At 45.0% G+C, this 20,830-nt stretch carries 26 protein-coding genes; all 26 read right to left on the bottom strand.

Going from position 1 to position 20,830, the window contains the following annotated elements; all coding sequences use genetic code 11:
* Positions 1 to 24 precede the first annotated feature (24 nt).
* Positions 25 to 207 carry a 50S ribosomal protein L30 gene (rpmD, locus tag ACFPFU_RS06525; protein WP_377062702.1) on the bottom strand — a complete coding sequence of 61 codons (183 nt, stop codon included), beginning with the start codon at positions 205 to 207 and terminating at the stop codon, positions 25 to 27.
* 4 nt (positions 208 to 211) lie between these two features.
* Positions 212 to 730 carry a 30S ribosomal protein S5 gene (gene rpsE, locus ACFPFU_RS06520; protein WP_377062700.1) on the bottom strand — a complete coding sequence of 173 codons (519 nt, stop codon included), beginning with the start codon at positions 728 to 730 and terminating at the stop codon, positions 212 to 214.
* A gap of 7 nt (positions 731 to 737) precedes the next feature.
* Positions 738 to 1,088 carry a 50S ribosomal protein L18 gene (rplR, locus tag ACFPFU_RS06515; protein WP_377062698.1) on the bottom strand — a complete coding sequence of 117 codons (351 nt, stop codon included), beginning with the start codon at positions 1,086 to 1,088 and terminating at the stop codon, positions 738 to 740.
* A gap of 7 nt (positions 1,089 to 1,095) precedes the next feature.
* Positions 1,096 to 1,653 carry a 50S ribosomal protein L6 gene (gene rplF / locus ACFPFU_RS06510; protein ID WP_377062696.1) on the bottom strand — a complete coding sequence of 186 codons (558 nt, stop codon included), beginning with the start codon at positions 1,651 to 1,653 and terminating at the stop codon, positions 1,096 to 1,098.
* Positions 1,654 to 1,662: 9 nt separating this feature from the next.
* Positions 1,663 to 2,058 (bottom strand): 30S ribosomal protein S8, encoded by a 396-nt coding sequence (gene rpsH, locus ACFPFU_RS06505; protein ID WP_377062694.1) that lies wholly within the window; start codon positions 2,056 to 2,058, stop codon positions 1,663 to 1,665.
* A gap of 84 nt (positions 2,059 to 2,142) precedes the next feature.
* Positions 2,143 to 2,412 (bottom strand): 30S ribosomal protein S14, encoded by a 270-nt coding sequence (gene rpsN / locus ACFPFU_RS06500; protein WP_377062692.1) that lies wholly within the window; start codon positions 2,410 to 2,412, stop codon positions 2,143 to 2,145.
* Between the two features lie 2 nt (positions 2,413 to 2,414).
* Positions 2,415 to 2,975 (bottom strand): 50S ribosomal protein L5, encoded by a 561-nt coding sequence (gene rplE / locus ACFPFU_RS06495; protein ID WP_377062690.1) that lies wholly within the window; start codon positions 2,973 to 2,975, stop codon positions 2,415 to 2,417.
* Positions 2,968 to 3,312 carry a 50S ribosomal protein L24 gene (gene rplX, locus ACFPFU_RS06490; protein WP_377062688.1) on the bottom strand — a complete coding sequence of 115 codons (345 nt, stop codon included), beginning with the start codon at positions 3,310 to 3,312 and terminating at the stop codon, positions 2,968 to 2,970. The genes rplE and rplX overlap by 8 nt, the downstream gene beginning before the upstream one ends.
* 2 nt (positions 3,313 to 3,314) lie before the next feature.
* The gene (gene rplN / locus ACFPFU_RS06485; RefSeq protein ID WP_377062686.1) at positions 3,315 to 3,683 is read right to left on the bottom strand and encodes a 50S ribosomal protein L14; all 369 of its coding nucleotides are present in this window, start codon (positions 3,681 to 3,683) and stop codon (positions 3,315 to 3,317) included.
* A 2-nt stretch (positions 3,684 to 3,685) separates the two neighbouring features.
* Positions 3,686 to 3,949, bottom strand: coding sequence for a 30S ribosomal protein S17 (gene rpsQ, locus ACFPFU_RS06480; RefSeq protein ID WP_377062684.1), 264 nt, complete (start codon positions 3,947 to 3,949; stop codon positions 3,686 to 3,688).
* An 8-nt stretch (positions 3,950 to 3,957) separates the two neighbouring features.
* Positions 3,958 to 4,152, bottom strand: coding sequence for a 50S ribosomal protein L29 (gene rpmC, locus ACFPFU_RS06475; RefSeq protein ID WP_377062682.1), 195 nt, complete (start codon positions 4,150 to 4,152; stop codon positions 3,958 to 3,960).
* A 5-nt stretch (positions 4,153 to 4,157) separates the two neighbouring features.
* On the bottom strand, positions 4,158 to 4,580 hold the full coding sequence (gene rplP, locus ACFPFU_RS06470) for a 50S ribosomal protein L16 (RefSeq protein ID WP_377062680.1): 423 nt from the start codon (positions 4,578 to 4,580) through the stop codon (positions 4,158 to 4,160).
* Between the two features lie 20 nt (positions 4,581 to 4,600).
* Entirely contained in the window at positions 4,601 to 5,341 is a 741-nt protein-coding gene (rpsC, locus tag ACFPFU_RS06465) for a 30S ribosomal protein S3 (RefSeq protein WP_377062678.1), read from the bottom strand.
* A 3-nt stretch (positions 5,342 to 5,344) separates the two neighbouring features.
* Positions 5,345 to 5,734 carry a 50S ribosomal protein L22 gene (gene rplV / locus ACFPFU_RS06460; protein WP_377062676.1) on the bottom strand — a complete coding sequence of 130 codons (390 nt, stop codon included), beginning with the start codon at positions 5,732 to 5,734 and terminating at the stop codon, positions 5,345 to 5,347.
* A gap of 2 nt (positions 5,735 to 5,736) precedes the next feature.
* Positions 5,737 to 6,015 carry a 30S ribosomal protein S19 gene (gene rpsS / locus ACFPFU_RS06455; protein WP_010856292.1) on the bottom strand — a complete coding sequence of 93 codons (279 nt, stop codon included), beginning with the start codon at positions 6,013 to 6,015 and terminating at the stop codon, positions 5,737 to 5,739.
* A gap of 2 nt (positions 6,016 to 6,017) precedes the next feature.
* On the bottom strand, positions 6,018 to 6,842 hold the full coding sequence (gene rplB, locus ACFPFU_RS06450; protein WP_377062673.1) for a 50S ribosomal protein L2: 825 nt from the start codon (positions 6,840 to 6,842) through the stop codon (positions 6,018 to 6,020).
* Positions 6,843 to 6,855: 13 nt separating this feature from the next.
* The gene (rplW, locus tag ACFPFU_RS06445) at positions 6,856 to 7,143 is read right to left on the bottom strand and encodes a 50S ribosomal protein L23 (RefSeq protein WP_377062672.1); all 288 of its coding nucleotides are present in this window, start codon (positions 7,141 to 7,143) and stop codon (positions 6,856 to 6,858) included.
* Between the two features lie 4 nt (positions 7,144 to 7,147).
* Complete coding sequence (rplD, locus tag ACFPFU_RS06440) at positions 7,148 to 7,777, bottom strand: 50S ribosomal protein L4 (protein ID WP_377062670.1); 630 nt, start codon at positions 7,775 to 7,777, stop codon at positions 7,148 to 7,150.
* A gap of 4 nt (positions 7,778 to 7,781) precedes the next feature.
* On the bottom strand, positions 7,782 to 8,414 hold the full coding sequence (rplC, locus tag ACFPFU_RS06435; protein WP_377062668.1) for a 50S ribosomal protein L3: 633 nt from the start codon (positions 8,412 to 8,414) through the stop codon (positions 7,782 to 7,784).
* A 246-nt stretch (positions 8,415 to 8,660) separates the two neighbouring features.
* A complete protein-coding gene (rpsJ, locus tag ACFPFU_RS06430) occupies positions 8,661 to 8,966 on the bottom strand; it encodes a 30S ribosomal protein S10 (protein WP_010856297.1) in 306 nt (101 codons plus the stop codon).
* A gap of 11 nt (positions 8,967 to 8,977) precedes the next feature.
* Positions 8,978 to 11,095, bottom strand: coding sequence for an elongation factor G (fusA, locus tag ACFPFU_RS06425; protein WP_377062665.1), 2,118 nt, complete (start codon positions 11,093 to 11,095; stop codon positions 8,978 to 8,980).
* A gap of 6 nt (positions 11,096 to 11,101) precedes the next feature.
* Entirely contained in the window at positions 11,102 to 11,569 is a 468-nt protein-coding gene (rpsG, locus tag ACFPFU_RS06420) for a 30S ribosomal protein S7 (protein ID WP_377062664.1), read from the bottom strand.
* A gap of 23 nt (positions 11,570 to 11,592) precedes the next feature.
* A complete protein-coding gene (gene rpsL, locus ACFPFU_RS06415) occupies positions 11,593 to 11,976 on the bottom strand; it encodes a 30S ribosomal protein S12 (RefSeq protein ID WP_014772291.1) in 384 nt (127 codons plus the stop codon).
* Between the two features lie 175 nt (positions 11,977 to 12,151).
* The gene (locus ACFPFU_RS06410) at positions 12,152 to 12,478 is read right to left on the bottom strand and encodes a DUF3467 domain-containing protein (RefSeq protein ID WP_377062662.1); all 327 of its coding nucleotides are present in this window, start codon (positions 12,476 to 12,478) and stop codon (positions 12,152 to 12,154) included.
* A gap of 69 nt (positions 12,479 to 12,547) precedes the next feature.
* Positions 12,548 to 16,858, bottom strand: coding sequence for a DNA-directed RNA polymerase subunit beta' (rpoC, locus tag ACFPFU_RS06405; RefSeq protein ID WP_377062661.1), 4,311 nt, complete (start codon positions 16,856 to 16,858; stop codon positions 12,548 to 12,550).
* A 47-nt stretch (positions 16,859 to 16,905) separates the two neighbouring features.
* Positions 16,906 to 20,781, bottom strand: a complete 3,876-nt coding sequence (rpoB, locus tag ACFPFU_RS06400; RefSeq protein WP_377062659.1) for a DNA-directed RNA polymerase subunit beta — start codon at positions 20,779 to 20,781, stop codon at positions 16,906 to 16,908.
* Between the last annotated feature and the right edge of the window lie 49 nt (positions 20,782 to 20,830).

The raw sequence follows: 20,830 nt of genomic DNA, 5'->3' as shown, positions 1-20,830 counted from the left end.
TTTAAAAGCCAACAGGAATGACAATTATTGAACTTCTTCTATATGAACAAGATGGCTAACTTTTCGGATCATTCCTTCTATTACCGGTGTTTTTTCCACCTCAACAGTCCTATTGATCTTTCCCAAACCCAATGCCTTGATGTTGGCTTTTTGGTTTTTGGGCCGCTTGATTGTACTTCTTATCTGAGTGATTCTTACCTTAGCCATATCCTTAACCATTAAACACTTTTGACAATTTGACCCTTCTCTGCTGAGAAACAGCCAAAGCATCTCTCAGTTGAACCAATGCTTCAATGGTAGCTTTTACCACATTATGAGGGTTAGAAGACCCTTTGGATTTTGCCAGGATATCCGTGTAGCCGGCACTTTCCAATACGGCCCGCATCGCTCCGCCTGCAAGCACACCGGTACCAGGGGCGGCAGGTTTGATCAGAACAAGTCCACCTCCGTATTTGCCGATCTGATCGTGGGGAATGGTTCCCTTAAACAGCGGCACTTTGATCAGGTTCTTTTTCGCGTCTTCAATACCTTTGGTAATGGCGTCTGTCACTTCGTTGGCTTTTCCCAACCCATAACCTACTATTCCGTTACCATCTCCAACAACCACGATTGCAGAGAAAGAAAATCTTCTACCACCTTTTACAACCTTTGCTACACGGTTGATCGCTACGACTTTTTCCTTTAATTCAGTATCTGTAGCCCTAATGGGTTTTTTTCTTACTTGGGACATAATATCATTAAAATTTAAGGCCTCCTTCTCTGGCTCCATCGGCCAAAGCTTTTACATTTCCGTGGTAAAGGTATCCGCTTCTATCAAAAACCACCTCGCTGATCCCGCCAGCAACGGCTTTCTCTGCCAGTTTTTTACCTACTTCTTTGGAGACAGACACGTTGATGTTGTTCTTTACGCCAAGTTCTTTTGAAGAGGCTGAGGCCAAGGTATGACCTTTCAAATCATTGACTAGCTGCGCATATATTCCAGTGTTGCTTTTGAACACCGACAATCTGGGTCTGGAATCCGTACCGGAAATCTTTCTCCTGATACCTTTTTTGATTCGCAATCTTCTTGAATTCTTATTAAAAGCCATCTTCTAATTATTTTTTAGCAGCAGTTTTACCAGCTTTTCTTCTAACCTGCTCTCCTACAAACCTGACACCTTTTCCTTTGAACGGTTCAACTTTTCTGAGCGACTTGATTTTTGCAGCCACCTGTCCGATAAGTTCCTTATCAATGCCTTCCAAAGTCACCAAAGGGTTTTTCCCTTTAGGGGTTTCTGTTTTGATTGAAATTTCCTCCGGAATGGCAAAAAAGATATTGTGAGAGTATCCCAGCGCCAGTTCCAATACTTGACCCTGGTTGCTGGCCTTGTAACCAACCCCCACCAATTCGAGTTCTTTCTTATATCCCTCACTCACCCCCACAACCATATTGTTGACTAAAGCCCTGTAAAGGCCATGAAGGGATTTGTGTCTTTTGGCATCAGTAGGTCTGTCCAAAACCACCTGATTATCCTTGACCTCCACAGAGATGTCAGGATTGACATCCTGTTTCAGCGTACCTTTGGGACCTTTAACAGTTACCTGATTGAAATCAGAAACGTCTACAGTCACACCCGCAGGTATATTTATCGGTTTTTTACCTATTCTAGACATATCTATTACTTAATATACGTAACAAAGCACTTCTCCACCTATACCTTCGGTACGGGCTTCTTTGTCGGTCATTATTCCCCTGGAGGTCGACAGAATGGCAATGCCTAATCCGTTAATAACCCTGGGAAGGGACTCCTTATTTACATATTTCCTTAAACCTGGCTTGCTAATGCGGGTAAGGTTTACAATGGCATTCTCTTTGGTTTGGGGGTTGTATTTCAGGGCGATCTTTATGGTGCCCTGAGGTCCGTCTTCAACAAATTTGTAATTCTGGATATAACCCTTGTCAAAAAGAACTTTCGTGATTTCCTTTTTCACGTTAGAAGCAGGTATCTCTACTATCCGGTGGGACGCCTTGATCGCATTCCTTAACCTGGTCAGATAATCAGCTATTGGATCAGTCATATTTATGTTAGTCTAACTGCAAAGCCCAAATGGGCCTGCAAAGTTACACAATGATTATTTAGAACAAAAACTATTATATGATTTTTACCAACTTGACTTGGTTATACCCGGAATCTTACCTGCTGAAGCCATTTCCCTAAAGGTTACCCGGTTGATACCGAATTTCCTCATATATCCTTTTGGGCGGCCAGTGAGTTTACATCTGTTGTGGAGCCTTACCGGCGAGGCGTTCTTGGGTAACTTATCCAGGGCCTCGTAATCTCCGGCGGCTTTGAGCTCTGCCCTTTTCTTGGCATATTTCGCTACCATACGCTCTCTTTTTCTCTCACGGGCTTTTATAGATTCTCTTGCCATAATTAATTGTCTTTGTGTTTATTTACAAAAGGCATACCTAAGGCTTTTAGCAACGCGTAGGCCTCTTCATCTGTTCCGGCAGTCGTCACCAAGGTGATATCCATCCCGGATATCCTGTTTACCTTTTCTATGCTGATTTCGGGAAATATAATCTGCTCGGTAACACCCAAAGTATAATTTCCCCTTCCATCAAAACCTTTCTCAGAGATTCCTTTAAAATCCCTTACCCTTGGCAGGGCTATGCTGACAAGCCTATCCAAAAATTCGTACATGCGATCTCCTCTAAGGGTGACTTTAGCTCCGATAGGCATGCCCTCCCTGAGTTTGAAGTTGGAAATCGAATTTTTGGCTTTCGTAGCCACGGCTCTTTGACCAGTGATCAAAGAAAGTTCTTCCACACCTTGGTCTACCAATTTTTTGTCGGCCACTGCCGCGCCGATACCTTTGTTGATGACTATTTTAGCCAGTTTGGGTACCTGCATGATGGTTTTATACTGAAATTTCTCCTTCAATTCGGGAGAAATATCGCTCACAAATTTTTCTTTCAATCTAGGTTTAGCCATTGATCACCTCCCCAGTTTTCTTTGAATACCTCACTAATTTGCCGTTATCGTCTTTTTTTCTACCGACACGGGTAGCCTCGCCAGACTTTGGATCCACCAACATCAGGTTACTGACATGGATAGGAGCCTCTTTTTTCTCAATGCCACCTTGGGGAGAATTGGCGGTCGGTTTTATATGTTTTGTGACCATATTCAAACCTTCCACTATGGCTCTTCTCTTCTTAAGGTCCACCGAAAGGATCTTACCTTTCTTGCCTTTATCATCACCGGAAATCACCAAAACGGTATCACCGGTCCTGATGTGCAGCTTTGGCTGCTTATTAAACTTTCTCTCCATGATTACAATACTTCTGGGGCTAACGATACAATTTTCATAAACTGCTTTTCCCTGAGTTCCCTGGCAACGGGGCCAAAAATACGGGTACCTCTGGGTTCGTCATTGTTATTCAATAGCACGGCAGCATTATCTTCGAAACGGATATAGGACCCGTCTTTTCTTCTGACCTCTTTTTTGGTCCTCACTATCACCGCTTTGGTCACGGTACCTTTTTTCATATTGCTGGATGAAAGGGCTGATTTAACAGTCACGACGACTTTATCTCCAATGGAGGCATATCTTCTTCTGGTTCCGCCCAATACCCGGATAACCAGCACTTCCTTGGCGCCTGAATTGTCCGCCACACTCAATCTTGATTCTTGCTGTATCATGATTATATAGCCCTTTCTATTATTTCAACCAATCTCCAACGTTTTCTCTTACTCAGCGGACGCGTTTCACTGATTCTCACCAGATCTCCTGGGTTGCATTCATTGTTTTCGTCATGAGCCATAAATTTGGTAGTTTTCGCAACAAACTTTCCGTAGATAGGATGTTTTACCCGCCTCTCCACTGCCACCGTGATGGACTTGTCCATTTTGTTGCTCACCACCTTGCCTATTCGTTCTTTACGAAGATTTCTTTCTGTAGTAGCCATCTTATTTCTTATTTAGCTAGTTGTTTGGCCCTTAAAAAAGTCTTTAACCTTGCCACCAAACGCCTTGTTTCCCTTATTTTATTCGGATTCTCTATGGGAGAAATGGCATGAGCAAAACGTAATTTTGTCAGATTCTCCTGCTCCGCAGCTATGCGCTCAACGATTTCGCTCTCTGTAAGAGCATTTATTTCAGAATTTTTCATCTCGATTATGATCCAACGTAATCTCTACGTACGACAAATTTTGTACTTACAGGTAGTTTTTGCTGGGCAAGACGCAGGGCTTCCTGTGCCACCTCAAGGCTTACACCAGTAGCTTCAAAAAGGATGGTTCCTGGCTTGATCACAGCAACCCAGTATTCAGGAGCTCCTTTACCTTTACCCATCCTCACCTCAGCCGGCTTTTTGGTGATGGGTTTGTCGGGAAATATTCTGATCCAAACCTGGCCTTCCCTCTTCATTGCTCTCGTCATGGCAATACGGGCAGCCTCTATTTGTCTTGAAGTTATCCATCCAGGCTCAAGGGACTTGATACCGAAGTTACCAAAGGCCAGGGTATGCCCTCTCTGTGCAATACCTTTAACCCTCCCTTTATGCATTTTTCTATATTTCGTTCTTCTTGGCTGTAACATGATCGCTCAGTTAAGGGTGATTAGTTATTTCTTTTTCTTCTTTTCGGCCCGCCGCCTTCCCTTCTTCTTCTGCTGCCTGCCGGTGCACCGCCTTTTGACTCACTGGCTACGCCCGCATTTGGAGAAAGGTCTCTCTTACCATATACTTCACCTTTGAAGATCCACACTTTGATACCTATGATACCATATACTGTATGGGCTTCAGAAACTGCATAATCCACATCGGCTCTGATAGTATGCAAAGGAATTCTGCCCTCTTTGTACATTTCAGAACGCGCCATTTCGGCACCGCCAAGTCTACCGGAAAGCTTGATCTTGATCCCTTCTGCACCGACCCTCATGGTCGCAGCGATCGCCTGCTTCATCGCCCTCCTAAAAGAAATCCTCGCTTCAAGTTGCTGGGCAATCGATTCCCCTACCAATTTCGCATCAAGTTCCGGACGCTTGATTTCAAAAATATTGATCTGGACATCCTTATTGGTAAGCTTTTTAAGCTCTTCTTTCAGCTTATCCACTTCAGAACCGCCTTTTCCTATCACAACTCCGGGACGGGCGGTTTGAATGGTGAGCGTAATCCTCTTCAAGGTACGCTCGATAATTACTTTGGAGATACCTCCTTTAGGTATCCTAGCGTAGACATACTTTCTGATATTCTGGTCTTCATACAGCTTATCTGCAAAGTCGCGGCCACCATACCAGTTAGAGTCCCAACCCTTAATGATACCAAGTCTTAAACCAATTGGGTTAACTTTCTGTCCCATATTTTAACTTTCGTTTTCATTTGATTCTACAACATCAGCGGTAACCTCACCGTTAAGTGAATCTACAATTAAAGTTACATGATTTGATCTTTTGCGGACTCTATGGGCTCTTCCCTGTGGGGCAGGTCTCAGCCTTTTCAACATCCTACCGCCATCTACATAGATGGTTTTTATATACAGTTCAGCATCCTCCAGTTTCTCATCCGGATTCTTGGCCTGCCAGTTGGCTATGGCCGAAAGCAACAGTTTCTCCAGCCTGATAGCGCCATGGTTAGGTGTAAATTTAAGGATACTCAACGCCTGTCCTACTTTCTTGCCTCTAACCAAATCTGCAACAAGGCGCATCTTCCTGGGAGAGGTGGGAACATTTTTTAATCTTGCTACTGCTTCCATGATTATCTCTTTCCTTTATCTTTCTTGGCAATGTGACCACGGAAATTCCTGGTAGGAGCAAATTCGCCGAGCTTGTGGCCTACCATATTGTCTGTCACAAATACGGGGATGAATTTGTTACCGTTATGCACAGCAAAGGTATGTCCAACAAAATCCGGAGAGATCATAGATCTTCTTGACCAGGTTTTGATCACCGACTTTTTGCCGGATTCGTTCATTGCATCCACCTTTTTTACCAAATGATGCTCTATATAAGGACCTTTTTTTAATGAACGTGCCATATTTATTTAGATCTTCTGCTAATAATATATTTATTGGAGTACTTCTTGCGTGACCTGGTCTTTTTACCTTTGGCAAGCAGACCCGTTCTGGATCTGGGATGTCCACCGGACGACCTTCCTTCACCACCACCCATTGGGTGATCGACGGGGTTCATGGCCACACCACGGGTCCTGGGCCTACGGCCCAACCACCTGTTTCTACCGGCTTTGCCCAGCACCACGTTCATATGGTCACCGTTGGAAACCGTGCCAATCGTAGCCCTACAAGTACCCAATACCATTCTCATTTCACCGGAAGGAAGTTTTATGGTTACATATTTTCCCTCACGGGCCAGAATCTGGGCATATCCACCCGCACTTCTGGCCAAGGCACCGCCTTTTCCCGGCTTCAGTTCGATGTTGTGCACAATGGTACCAAGAGGGATGTTTTTCAAGGGAAGCGCATTGCCCAGTTCAGGACTCACGCCCTCGCCGGAGACAATTTTCTGTCCCACTTCCAAACCCTCGGGAGCAAGAATATAAGCTTTGGCCCCATCTACGTAATACAGCAGGGCTATCCTTGCCGTTCTGTTGGGATCATATTCAATACTTTTGACAACTGCAGGAACATTTTCCTTGTCCCTTTTGAAGTCGATGATCCTGAGTCTCCTTTTATGTCCACCGCCGATATATCTGGCGGTCATTTTTCCAGAATGATTCCTTCCCCCTGATTTTTTCAAGGGAGCCAAAAGGCTCTTTTCAGGCTTTGATTTGGTGATCTCATCAAATGATGGAGCCACTCTGAATCTCGTCCCGGGGGTTACAGGTTTTAATTTTTTAACTGCCATGATTCTGATTCAATTAAATTTCTCCGTAAAAATCAATGATTTCACCTTCGGCAACCTGTACAATCGCTTTTTTAAAGGTGTTGGTGTATCCGGAAACAATCTTAGACTTGGTATATCTGGTCTTTTTCTTGCCTGCATAGCGCATTGTCCTCACGTCGACCACTTTCACACCATACATCTTTTCCACGGCTTTTTTGATCTGCGGCTTCTTGGCGGTTTTTTCCACAATAAACCCGTACACTCCCCGCTCATTCATGGCCGAGATCTTTTCCGTAATCAAGGGTCTTTTAAGTATTTCCATGATTTTACTTCGATAAAAGGTTTTCTAATTTACTGACCGCACCTTCACAAAGCACCAGGTTATCCGCGTTCAACAACTCATAGGTGTTGACATCATTGACCACCATCACTCTGGTTTTCGGTACGTTTCTGCCGGACAGGTAAACATTCTTATTACCCTCCGGAAGCAGCAGCAAAGTTTTTTTGTCTGTCAGAGAAAGACTGGACAAAAGATTCAAATAGCTTTTGGTTTTGGGTGCATCAAAAGACAAGTCCTCCAATACCACCAGACCGTTTTCCTTGGCTTTGTACGCCAGTGCGGACTTTCTTGCCAACTGCTTCAGTTTCTTGTTCAGTTTGAAAGAATAATCCCGGGGCTGAGGGCCAAAAACCCTTCCTCCTCCTCTGAATACTGGTGATTTGATGGATCCTGCTCTGGCGCCGCCCGTTCCTTTCTGCTTTTTGATCTTCTTTGTAGATCCGGAAATTTCGGCCCTCTCTTTGGACTTGTGCGTACCCTGCCTTCTGTTGGCCATGTATTGCTTTACGTCCAGGTAAATAGCATGATCATTCGGCTCAATGGCGAATATTTCATCAGAGAGGCTGATCGTCCTGCCGGTATCCTCACCGTTATGTTTTAATATCGCTAATTCCATTTCTTTACTTCTCTAGAATCACAAAAGAATTTTTAGCCCCAGGTATAGATCCGCTGACCAGCAGCAAATTCTTCTCAGGATAAATTTTAAGTACCTTAAGGTTAAGTATCTTAACCCTGTTTCCTCCGGTCCTACCGGCCATCCTCATCCCTTTAAATACCCTTGAGGGCCAAGAACAGGCACCAATCGAACCTGGGTGGCGCTGCCTGTTGTGCTGTCCGTGGGTCTGCCCACCTACACCGCCAAAGCCATGTCTTTTTACCACACCTTGGAATCCTTTACCTTTGGAAGTGCCTATAGCATCTACAAAGTCACCTTCGACAAATACCTCGTCAGCTTTTACGGACTTACCCATATCCACCTGACCCTCGAATTCGACCCTAAAGTCCCTGAATTCAACAACTTTCTGTTTTGGCGTTGTGCCGGCCTTCTTGAAGTGACCGATCAATGGTTTGGGCGTATTCTTTTCCTTACGCTCACCATAAGCCAACTGAACAGCGTTGTACCCGTCTGATTCTAAATTTTTTACTTGCGTCACTACGCAAGGACCAGCCTCTATTAACGTGCATGCGACATTCCGCCCATCGGCACTAAAAATGCTAGTCATTCCTACTTTTCTACCTATTATTCCAGACATCTTCTGATATATAATAAACGATGAAACACAAGCGTTTACACACTTGTGCCTTTTTAAAGGACTGCAAAGTTAGTAATTTATATTCAGCTTACAAATTACAACCTGAATATTTTCAAACAATTAGCATTTCCAAATCTACCAACCGCACTTCCTTATTATTTAAATGATCATTTTATAAACAAAGACCTACACCCCATCTCCGGTGCAGGCCTTTGGTCTTTTTCTATTGGTATAAAACAGTTCCTGTCAAACCTTGATCTCTACATCAACCCCACTTGGAAGTTCGATCTTCATCAATGCATCTACTGTTTTAGAACTGTTGGAATATATGTCCACCAATCTTTTGTAAGTACAAAGCTGAAATTGCTCCCTGGATTTTTTGTTGACATGGGGAGACCTCAGAACCGTGAATTTCTCCTTTTTGGTAGGAAGAGGGATGGGCCCAACTACCACCGCTCCGGTGGATTTTACAGCTTTTACGATCTTCTCTGATGACTTATCCACCAGGCTGTGATCATACGACTTAAGTTTTATTCTTATTTTCTGATTCATTTTCGATTGATTTAAGCCTTCTCTCCTTTTACTTGGACAATGATCCCTTCAGCAATATTGGAAGGAACCGGTTCATAATGCGAGAACGTCAAGGAAGCGGTCGCCCTGCCTGAAGAAATTGTCCTCAAGTCAGTGACATAACCGAACAATTCGGACAACGGAACTGCAGCCTTGATCACGGCAGAGGTTCCTTTGGTATCCATCCCCTTCATCAATCCTCTCCTTCTGTTGAGATCTCCGGTGATGGGACCGGTATACTCATCCGGACTAACTACTTCCACTGACATAATAGGCTCAAGCAACTGCGGCTTACATTTTTTGGCAGCTTCCTTAAAACCTAATCTGGCCGCCATCTCGAACGAAAGTGAGTCGGAGTCGACGTCGTGAAATGATCCATGGAAAAGTCTTACCTTCATTGACTCGATCGGATAGCCGGCGAGCGGCCCGTTTTTCATGGATTCGGCAAAGCCTTTTTGAATCGCCGGGATAAACTCTTTGGGAATAACGCCTCCCACAATGCCGTTTACAAATTCCAGCCCTCCTTTGACCTCACCGGTTTCAGGATCCGGATCTCTCGGACCAAGCTCAAAAACGATATCGGCAAACTTACCTTTACCACCTGTTTGCTTCTTGTAAACCTCTTTGTGTTCTACTGAACCAAACAAGGCCTCTTTGTAAGCCACCTGTGGCGCTCCCTGGTTGATTTCAACCTTGAATTCCCTCTTAAGACGGTCTATTATGATGTCCAGGTGAAGTTCACCCATACCTCTAAGGATGGTCTGTCCCGTTTCATGGTCCGTATTCACCTGAAGCGTGGGATCTTCCTCTACAAGTTTGGAGATGGCCATTCCCAGCTTATCCACATCAGCCTGCTTTTTGGGTTCAATGGCATAACCGATAACCGGCTCAGGGAATATCATGGACTCAAGGACAACTTTACGCTTTTCATCACATAGTGTGTCCCCGGTTTTAATGTCTTTAAAACCAACTACAGCACCGATATCCCCGGCAACCAACCTTGGGATTTGGTTCTGTTTGTTAGCATGCATCTGGAACACCCTGGAAATACGCTCTTTATTTCCAGAACGGCTGTTAAATACATAAGAACCTGAATCCAATATGCCGGAATATGCCCTTACAAAACAAAGTCTTCCCACAAATGGGTCAGTAGCAATCTTGAAGGCCAAACCGGTGAAAGGCTCATCCTCACTGGGCGAAACCGCTACTTCTTCCTCTGAATCCAAAGCATGGCCTATAATATCGTCCTTGTCCAAAGGTGACGGCAACAGCTCCATCACCAGGTCAAGCATCGTCTGAACCCCTTTGTTTTTGAATGAAGATCCGCAGACCATTGGGACAATTTTCAAGTCTATTGTGGCTTGCCTCAAAGCAGAAAGGATCTCCTCTTCTGTGATGGAGTCGGGATCATCGAAAAATTTCTCCATCAGGGACTCATCATACTCGGCCACGGCTTCGAGCAGATTTTCTCTATACTGAGCTGCTTCTTCTACCATATCCTCCGGAATAGGAACAACTTCGAAAGTCATCCCCATATCTTCTTCGTTCCAGATGATGCCCCGGTTGTTGATAAGATCAACAACCCCTCTGAACTTGTCTTCTGCCCCTATTGGAAGCTGTAACGGAACTGCACGGCTTCCCAGCATTTCTTTTACCTGCTTACAAACTTCAAGGAAGTTGGCACCTGCACGGTCCATTTTGTTCACGAATCCGATCCGGGCCACTTTATAATTGTCGGCCAGTCTCCAGTTGGTTTCGGATTGTGGCTCCACGCCGTCCACGGCACTGAAAAGAAAAACCAAACCATCCAATACCCTCAACGAACGGTTTACTTCCACAGTAAAATCCACGTGTCCCGGGGTATCAATGATGTTGATTTGGTACTTATTGTCTCTGTAATTCCAAAAAACGGTAGTTGCGGCTGAAGTAATGGTAATACCCCTCTCCTGTTCCTGCTCCATCCAATCCATCGTGGCAGCACCGTCATGTACCTCACCGATTTTGTGGCTTACACCGGAATAAAAAAGGATACGTTCAGTAGTCGTTGTTTTTCCAGCATCGATGTGAGCTGCTATACCTATGTTCCTTGTGAATCTTAAATCTCTAGCCATTATATATTAAAATCTAAAATGCGAGAATGCTTTATTGGCTTCTGCCATTCGGTGTGTATCATCTTTTTTCTTAACTGCCGCACCTTCTCCTTTGGATGCGGAGATGATTTCACCTGCCAGCCTGTCCATCATGGTTTTTTCCCCTCTTTTTCTGGCATACGTGATCATCCATTTGATACCGAGGGAAATTTTTCTTTCTGGCCTGACTTCCATAGGTACCTGGAATGTAGCTCCCCCAACTCTACGACTCTTCACCTCTACAGCTGGAGTTATATTGTTAAGCGCTTTTTTCCAAACCTCAAGACCATTCTCACCTACCTTTTCTTCTACTTTTTCGACTGCATCGTAGAAAATCCGGTAAGCAATACTTTTCTTACCATCCACCATCAGACAATTGACAAATCTGGTTACCAACGTGTCATTGAATTTGGGGTCAGGTAGAATATACCTCTTTTTTGGTTTCGCTTTTCTCATTGTATTTTATAAATTAAATCGGATTATTTTTTAGCCGCTTTTGGACGCTTTGCCCCATACTTGGAACGGCCCTGCTTACGGTCTTTCACACCGGCGGTATCCAATGCACCTCTGATGATGTGGTACCTTACACCGGGAAGATCCTTCACCCTACCGCCTCTGATAAGGACGATGGAGTGCTCCTGAAGATTGTGGCCTTCCCCCGGAATATATGCATTCACCTCTTTTCCATTGGTCAATCTGACCCTGGCCACCTTCCGCATCGCGGAATTAGGCTTCTTAGGTGTAGTCGTGTACACCCTGGTGCACACACCCCTTCTCTGAGGACAAGCATCCAGCGCTCTGGATTTCGACTTGGTCTCAAGGGTGGTTCTACCTTTTCTTACTAGCTGTTGTATAGTAGGCATTAATTAGATAAATTTATTATTCTCCCTTAAAACTTATAATTTTTGGACTGCAAAGGTAAACAAATCAATAAAACAAACAAAATTAAGGGGTTATATTTTCATACCGTAGAACCGTCTGTTTCCTTACAACAGCACTAACTGCTTTTTTCTTTTCAGTCCCTTGTCTTGCAAAGCATCAGGCTTCTCCCAAAGTCCCCCCGAAATTCACCGGAAACTGCGGTGGCTCATGCCCGCTCTCAATTTTACCAAAAGCCTGTTCGTACTTTTCAATATTATCCTTCAACGCCCCCAATAACCGTTTTGCATGATCGGGTGTCATGATAATCCTGGCTTTGACTTTTGCTTTGGGGATGCCGGGCATCAACCTTATAAAATCCACCACAAATTCCGAATGGGAATGGGCTATCATAGCCAGGTTGGAATAGATGCCTTCCGCAATCTCATCGGTCAATTCGACATTTATCTGCTGTTTCGGGTTTTCATTTTTTTTGTCGTCTTCCATAAGCTCGGTTTTTTTTGATAAAAAAAGGTCTGTTTTTCAACAGACCTTTTTGATCATACGGTTCAAATATTATTTGATGGCTTCACGTACTTTTTTAACGCTTCCTTCTCTTTCAGCGGTCAGCCTTTCATATTCTTCCTTAGAGCCTATGATAAGTTTATTGAAGTGTCTCTGGCCAGTACCTGCGGGGATAAGATGCCCCACAATCACATTTTCCTTCAACCCCAACAACTCATCACGCTTACCTCTGATAGCCGCTTCACTCAAAACCTTAGTGGTTTCCTGGAACGATGCCGCCGAAATAAAGCTTTCTGTACCCAAAGAAGATGCTGTGATCCCCTGTAGCGTGGGTTGGGAGACAGCCGGCTGGGCATCCCTAACCTGAACTACCTTGAGATCTCTACGCTTCAGGCTGGAGTTTTCATCCCTGAGTCTTCTTGCAGTAATGATCATTCCAGGTTTCAAAGTAGCTGAATCCCCCGCGTCCATCACTACTTTCTTGTCAAGGATCATATCGTTCTCTTCCCTGAAAGCCCATTTGTCTACGATTTGATTTTGGAGGAAACCGGTGTCACCCGCATCAAGTATCTCCACTTTCTGCATCATCTGGCTGACAATTACCTCGATGTGCTTATCATTGATCTTCACACCTTGGAGGCGGTAAACCTCTTGTATCTCATTTACCAGGTACTCCTGTACCGCGGTCGGTCCCTTGATGGAAAGGATATCATTTGGAGTGATTGCCCCGTCTGATAAGGGTTCGCCAGCCCTGATGAAGTCATTTTCCTGAACCAAAATATGCTTGGACAAGGATACCATGTACCTCTTCTTCACGCCGTCTTTTGATTCAATGAAGATTTCACGGTTGCCTCTTTTTATGCCTCCGTAAATCACTACCCCATCAATCTCCGAAACCACCGCCGGATTGGAAGGATTACGGGCCTCAAATAGCTCTGTAACCCGTGGCAGACCACCGGTAATGTCTCTTGTCTTACCTACGGAACGTGGGATTTTGACCAAAATCTGGCCCGCCTTCACTTTATCCCCTTTTTCTACGGACAAGTGGGCTCCTACAGGAATATTATAGGCTTTTGACTCATCCCCATGTTTGACAACTACAGCGGGGTTTTTGGTTTTGTCTTTGGTATCGATAATTACCTTCTCCCTGTAGCCGGTCTGGTCGTCAGCCACTTCCTTGTAGGTAACTCCTTCAATGATCGATTCAAAATCGACGGTTCCGTCAAATTCCGAAAGGATAACTGCATTATAAGGGTCCCAAGTACATAGCGATTCTCCTTTGGCGATTTTCTGTCCATCGGTTACATTCAGCACAGCTCCGTAAGGCACGTGGTTGGAAACCAGCGTCTTGCCTGATTTGACATCATTGATTTTGATCTCGCCGGAACGCCCCATTACGATGGACACTTCCTCCCCATCCTTATTGGTGGTTTTGATCCATCGAAGTTCTTCATCAAATTCAACAATACCCTCGAACTTGGAATTGATGCTCGCTTCCACGGAAATGTTGGAAGCTGTTCCGCCAACGTGGAATGTCCTTAGGGTAAGTTGCGTACCGGGTTCACCGATAGACTGTGCTGCAATGACACCTACCGATTCACCGACCTGCACCAACTTGCCCGTGGCAAGGTTACGTCCATAACATTTGGAACAAACACCTCTTCGGGTCTCACAGGTCAGAACAGATCTGATCTCTACTTCTTCCACAGCAGATTCATCGATCCTTTTGGCAAGCACATCGGTGATCTCCTCGCCGGATTCGACCAGTACTTCATCCGATATGGGGTCAATCACATCATGCACCGCGATACGGCCAAGAATCCGCTCTGACAAAGGTTCTACTATTTCATCATTGTCTTTAAGCGCCTGGACCACCAATCCTCTCAGAGTGCCACAATCCTCCTCGGAAACGATCATGTCCTGAGCCACATCCACCAGTCTTCTGGTCAAATACCCCGCATCAGCTGTTTTCAATGCGGTATCGGCAAGACCTTTTCTGGCTCCGTGGGTGGAAATAAAGTATTCCAATACATCCAATCCCTCTTTAAAGTTAGAAAGGATGGGGTTTTCAATGATTTCACCAACTGATCCCTGAAGGTTTTTCTGAGGCTTGGCCATAAGCCCCCTCATTCCGCCCAACTGGCGAATTTGTTCTCTTGACCCCCTGGCACCGGAGTGCATCATCATATATATGGCATTGAATCCCTGGTTGTCCTCTTCCATCTGACGCATCAGTATGTTTGTCAGGTTAGAATTGGTCCTCGTCCAGATATCAATTACCTGGTTATACCTCTCATTGTCTGTGATCAGACCCATAAGGTAGTTATTCCACACCTGGTCCACCTCAGTCTTTGCCTTGTCAATGAGTGACTCTTTTTCCTCAGGAATAATCACGTCATCCAATCCCATGGAAAGACCTCCTTGATAGGCCATCTGGAAGCCCAGTTCCTTGATATCATCCAGGAAATGTGCTGATCTGGCAATCCCACAGATTTTCACGACTTCCGCAATGATTTGCTGAAGCTTCTTCTTGGTAAGCAGTTCGTTGACGTAACCTACCTCTTCAGGAACATACTGGTTAAATATCAATCTCCCAGCCACTGTGTCCACTACCTGTTCGACCAGTTCACCATTCTCGTCTCTGATGGTTACTTTACATTTAATATGGGCATGTTTTGAAATGGTCCCTTCATTTAAGGCGATCAAAACCTCTTCCTCCCCATAAAAAGTCATGCCTTCACCCAGCACTTTATGGGTTTCGGATGATTTCATCCCTTTCGTCACATAATACAATCCCAAAACCATGTCCTGAGAAGGCACCGTAATAGGAGCGCCATTGGCCGGATTGAGGATATTGTGCGAAGAGAGCATCAACGTGGAAGCTTCCAAAATAGCCTCGTGTCCCAATGGAACGTGTACGGCCATCTGGTCACCGTCAAAGTCCGCGTTGAAGGCGGTACATACCAGTGGATGCAGCTGGATGGCTTTTCCTTCTATCAACTTGGGTTGAAACGCCTGAATCCCCAGTCTGTGCAATGTTGGAGCCCTGTTCAAAAGGACAGGGTGCCCTTTAAGGACGTTTTCCAAAATGTCCCAAACCACAGGATCCTTCCTGTCCACAATCTTTTTGGCTGATTTTACGGTTTTGACAATGCCTCTTTCTATCAGTTTTCTGATGATAAAAGGCTTGAAAAGTTCCGCAGCCATGTTTTTAGGCAATCCACACTCATGGAGTTTAAGTTCGGGGCCCACCACGATCACAGACCTGCCGGAATAATCCACCCTTTTTCCAAGAAGGTTTTGTCTGAACCTACCTTGCTTCCCTTTAAGCATGTCAGAAAGGGATTTAAGGGCTCTGTTGCCATCGGAACGGACAGCATTGACTTTCCTGGAGTTGTCGAACAGAGAATCCACAGCCTCCTGAAGCATCCTTTTCTCATTCCGAAGAATTACTTCAGGCGCCTTGATATCAATCAGTCTTTTCAGACGGTTGTTTCTGATGATCACCCTTCTATAAAGGTCATTCAGGTCAGAAGTAGCAAATCTGCCCCCATCCAATGGCACCAAAGGGCGAAGTTCGGGCGGAATAACAGGTACCATTCTCACAATCATCCACTCGGGACGATTCTCTATCCGGGTTCTGGCATCCCTGAAAGCTTCCACGACTTTGAGCCGTTTCAACGCTTCCGCCTTCCGCTGTTGGGACGTGTCAGTAGCGGCCTGGTGTCTTAAACTGTAGGACAGGTCATCAAGATCCAGTCTGGCCAACAACATTTCCAGTGCCTCAGCACCCATTTTTGCGATGAATTTATTGGGATCATCATCATCCAGCATTTGGTTTTCCTTGGGAAGTTTGTCCATAATGTCCAAATACTCATCTTCCGTGAGAAAATCCAGGTACTGCAAACCATCATCGGCTTTGATTCCGGACTGGATGACTACATATCTTTCGTAATACACTATCTGATCCAGCTTCTTGGTGGGCAAGCCCAGCAAGTAACCGATTTTATTGGGAAGCGATTTGAAGTACCAGATGTGCGCTACAGGAACCACCAATTCTATGTGGCCCATTCTTTCCCGACGCACTTTTTTCTCGGTTACCTCCACACCGCATCTGTCACAGATAATTCCTTTATATCTAATGCGCTTATACTTACCACAATGACATTCCCAGTCTTTCACAGGGCCGAAGATCCTCTCGCAGAACAAACCTCCCATTTCCGGCTTGTAAGTCCTGTAGTTTATGGTTTCCGGCTGTGTAACTTCACCGTGCGAACTATCCAATATGGATTCCGGTGAGGCCAAACTAATGGTGACTCTGGAAAAGTCGTTGTTTAGTTTTTTATTTTTTCTGAACGCCATAGTATTTTAAATGTATATGAAGGCCAAGAGGCCTGTTTGTTTCTAAGTTAGTCAAGAGTGATTTCCAAAGCAAGACCTCTCAACTCATGCACAAGCACGTTAAAGGATTCAGGTATGTTTGCCTTGGGCAGATTTTCTCCCTTAACGATCGCTTCATAGGCTTTAGCCCTACCAATTACGTCATCAGATTTTACGGTGAGGATTTCCTGAAGTACGTGAGAAGCGCCGAAGGCCTCCAGTGCCCAAACTTCCATCTCTCCGAAACGCTGCCCACCGAACTGAGCCTTGCCGCCTAATGGCTGCTGCGTAATAAGCGAGTATGGGCCTATGGACCTTGCGTGCATCTTGTCGTCTACCAGGTGACCTAATTTAAGCATATAGGCAATCCCGACGGTGACAGGCTGGTCGAATTGCTTACCGGTGAGACCATCAAACAGATACGTTCTACCGAATGAAGGAAGGCCGGCTTTGTCAAGCTCAGCTGCCACCTCTTCTGTGGTGGCACCGTCAAAAATTGGCGTGGCATATCGCTTACCGAGTCTTTTTCCGGCCCAGGCCAAGACAGTTTCAAAGATCTGACCTATGTTCATCCTTGACGGTACGCCCAGTGGGTTAAGCACAATATCCATAGGAGTGCCATCTTCCAGGAAAGGCATATCCTCATCCCGGACAATTTTGGCAACGATACCTTTGTTTCCGTGTCTACCCGCCATTTTATCACCTACTTTCAGCTTGCGTTTCTTGGCTACATAAACCTTGGCCAGCTGAACAATGCCTGCAGGAAGTTCATCGCCTACTTCCAAGGTGAATTTGTCGCGTTTGAATATACCTGAGATCTCGTTTCTGGTATTGGTATAATTTTTCACAAGTTTCTGAATGAGATCGTTGGTATGGGCATCATCTGTCCAATCATCCAGGATGATATCAGAAATCAAGTTAACCTCTTCCGCTACATTATAGTTGCTTTCATCCCTATAAGGGTTCTTGGCAGGAAACAGATTGTGCTCAATATTCTGGGCGTTGAACTTCACGCCTTTACTGATGATTTCGTCTCCGAACTTGTGCCTTACTCCGTTAGATGTCTTACCATCGAGCAGGAGAACCAGCTTTTTGATCATCTTAGCCCTTACTGCCAAGAGATCCCTGCTGTATTGCTGCTTCAGTTTCTCTACCTCATTCTTGGCTTTTGCCCTTAGATCCTTGTCTTTTTTAGGTCTGGAAAAGAGCTTTGTCTCTATGACCACACCGTTCAAAGAAGGAGAAGCTTTGAGAGAGGCATCCTTCACATCGCCTGCTTTGTCCCCAAAAATAGCCCTTAAGAGCTTTTCTTCGGGAGTCGGGTCCGTTTCACCTTTTGGCGTGATTTTGCCGATGATGATATCCCCTTCCTTGATCTCAGAACCTATACGGATGATGCCGTTTTCATCAAGGTTTTTGACCGCTTCTTCAGAAACATTGGGGATCTCCGAGGTAAGTTCCTCTTCTCCCCTCTTCGTGTCCCTAACCTCAAGCTGAAACTCCTCAATATGAATTGAAGTGAATATATCTTCACGGACAACCCTTTCAGAGATAACGATGGCATCTTCAAAGTTATAACCTTGCCAAGGCATGTAGGCCACAAGAAGGTTTTTGCCCAGTGCCAACTCGCCTTTATTGGTGGAATATCCTTCAACTAAAACCTGTCCCTTTACCACTTTTTGACCTTTCAGTACAATGGGGCTAAGGTTTATGGTAGTATCCTGGTTTGTTCTTCTGAACTTGGTAAGCTCGTAGACCTTATATTCATCGCTGAAGTTGACGAGCAGTTCATCTTCCGACAGATCATATTTGATCACGATCTTTTTGGCATCCACATAATCCACCACACCATCGGCTTCCGCCAGGATCAAAGCCCTGGAATCGATGGCTGCTTTGCCTTCGAGACCCGTGCCCACCACAGGGGCTTCGGCTTTAAGCAAAGGCACCGCCTGGCGCTGCATGTTGGAACCCATCAAGGCCCTGTTGGCGTCATCATGCTCAAGAAACGGAATCAGGGATGCCGCCACAGATACAATCTGGTTTGGCGCCACGTCCATATAAGTAATCTCGCTCGGCTCCAATACAGGAAAGTCCCCTTCAAACCTGGCTTTTACTCTATCATTTACAAAGTTGCCATCTTCGTTCAAAGGAGCGTTCGCCTGAGCGATATTGTTGTCATCCTCTTCTTCAGCTGTCAAAAAGACGATGTCTTCGGCATTCATACTTACTTTACCTTCTTTCACCTTACGGTAAGGGGTCTCAAGGAAGCCCATGCTGTTTACCTTCGCGTGTACACAGAGGGAAGAAATCAGCCCGATATTAGGCCCCTCCGGTGTCTCAATGGTACATAACCTACCATAGTGGGTGTAATGGACGTCCCTTACTTCAAAACCGGCTCTTTCTCTGGAAAGCCCACCTGGTCCCAATGCGGATAATCTTCTTTTATGGGTCAGTTCCGCCAATGGGTTGGTTTGATCCATGAATTGGGAAAGCTGGTTTGTTCCAAAAAAGGAATTGATCACAGAAGACAGCGTCCTGGCGTTGATCAAGTCAACGGGTTTAAAATCCTCGTTGTCCCTTACATTCATTCTTTCCCGGATGGTTCTCGCCATTCTGGCCAGGCCTACGCCAAATTGGCTGTAGAGCTGTTCGCCCACGGTCCGTACCCTCCTGTTGCTGAGGTGGTCTATATCATCGACAACAGCTTTAGAGTTGATCAAACCGATCAGGTATTTCACGATGGAGATGATGTCTTCCGTCGTCAACACGATCTTATCCGGATCGATATCCAGACCAAGTTTTTTATTGATCCTATATCGGCCTACTTCTCCCAGGTCATACCGCTTATCCGAAAAAAACAGACCATGGATCACTTCACGGGCTGTGGCTTCATCGGGCGCTTCGGTATTCCTCAGCTGGCGATAAATCACCTCAACCGCTTCTTTTTCCGAGTTGGAATTATCCTTTTGCAGGGTGTTATAAATAATGGAATAATCCGCAATGTTTACATCTTCCCTGTGTAGAATAATGCTCTTGGTCCCGGAATCCAATATCAACTCTATATCCTCATCTGTAAGGATACTGTCCCTTTCCAACAAAACTTCGTTCCTATCAATAGAAACCACTTCACCTGTATCCTCATCCACGAAATCCTCCACCCAGGTCCTCAGAACACGGGCAGCCAGTTTACGTCCCGTCACTTTTTTAAGGGTGGACTTATGGGCTTCAACTTCTTCGGAAAGACCAAAGAGATCCAGGATTTCTTTATCGGAACCATATCCGATGGCTCGCAGCAGGGTAGTCACCGGAAATTTCTTCTTCCGGTCGATATAAGCGTACATGACATTATTGATGTCCGTCGCAAACTCTATCCAGGATCCTTTAAAAGGAATGATTCTGGCTGAATAAAGTTTGGTTCCGTTGGTATGTTTACTTTGGGCAAAAAATACTCCCGGTGATCTGTGCAGCTGGGAAACGATGACCCTTTCTGCGCCATTGATCACAAAAGACCCCTTTTCGGTCATGTATGGCAGGTTACCCAAAAAGACCTCCTGTTCTATGGTTTCGAAATCCTCATTGTCTTCGTCGGAACAGAGGAGTCTCAACTTTGCTTTAAGGGGCACTGAATAGGTAAGACCCCGATCGATACATTCAGAAACGTTGTATTTTGGAGGATCTACGGTATAGTCGATAAATTCAAGGGTGAAGTTTTCCCTGGAGTCACTGATAGGGAAATTTTCTGAAAACACCTTGAACAGACCATCCTGCCTTCTTCTCTCTGCAGGAGTATCCAACTGGAAGAAATCTTTAAAAGATTGGAGTTGAATATCTAAGAAATCCGGATAGTCTTTGACTACCTTAATGGATGAGAAACTTTTCCTTTCGGTTTGATTCTGGATAGCCAAGGCAGTATATAATTTTAGTGAAAGTTTTTATTAATATAAGATAATTTAC

It is taken from the genome of Negadavirga shengliensis (assembly GCF_042652345.1).
In the GTDB taxonomy this organism is placed as follows: Bacteria; Bacteroidota; Bacteroidia; order Cytophagales; family Cyclobacteriaceae; genus Negadavirga; species Negadavirga shengliensis.
The sequence above is the reverse complement of the archived record's forward strand: the minus strand, read 5'-3'. Positions and strand labels throughout refer to the sequence as shown.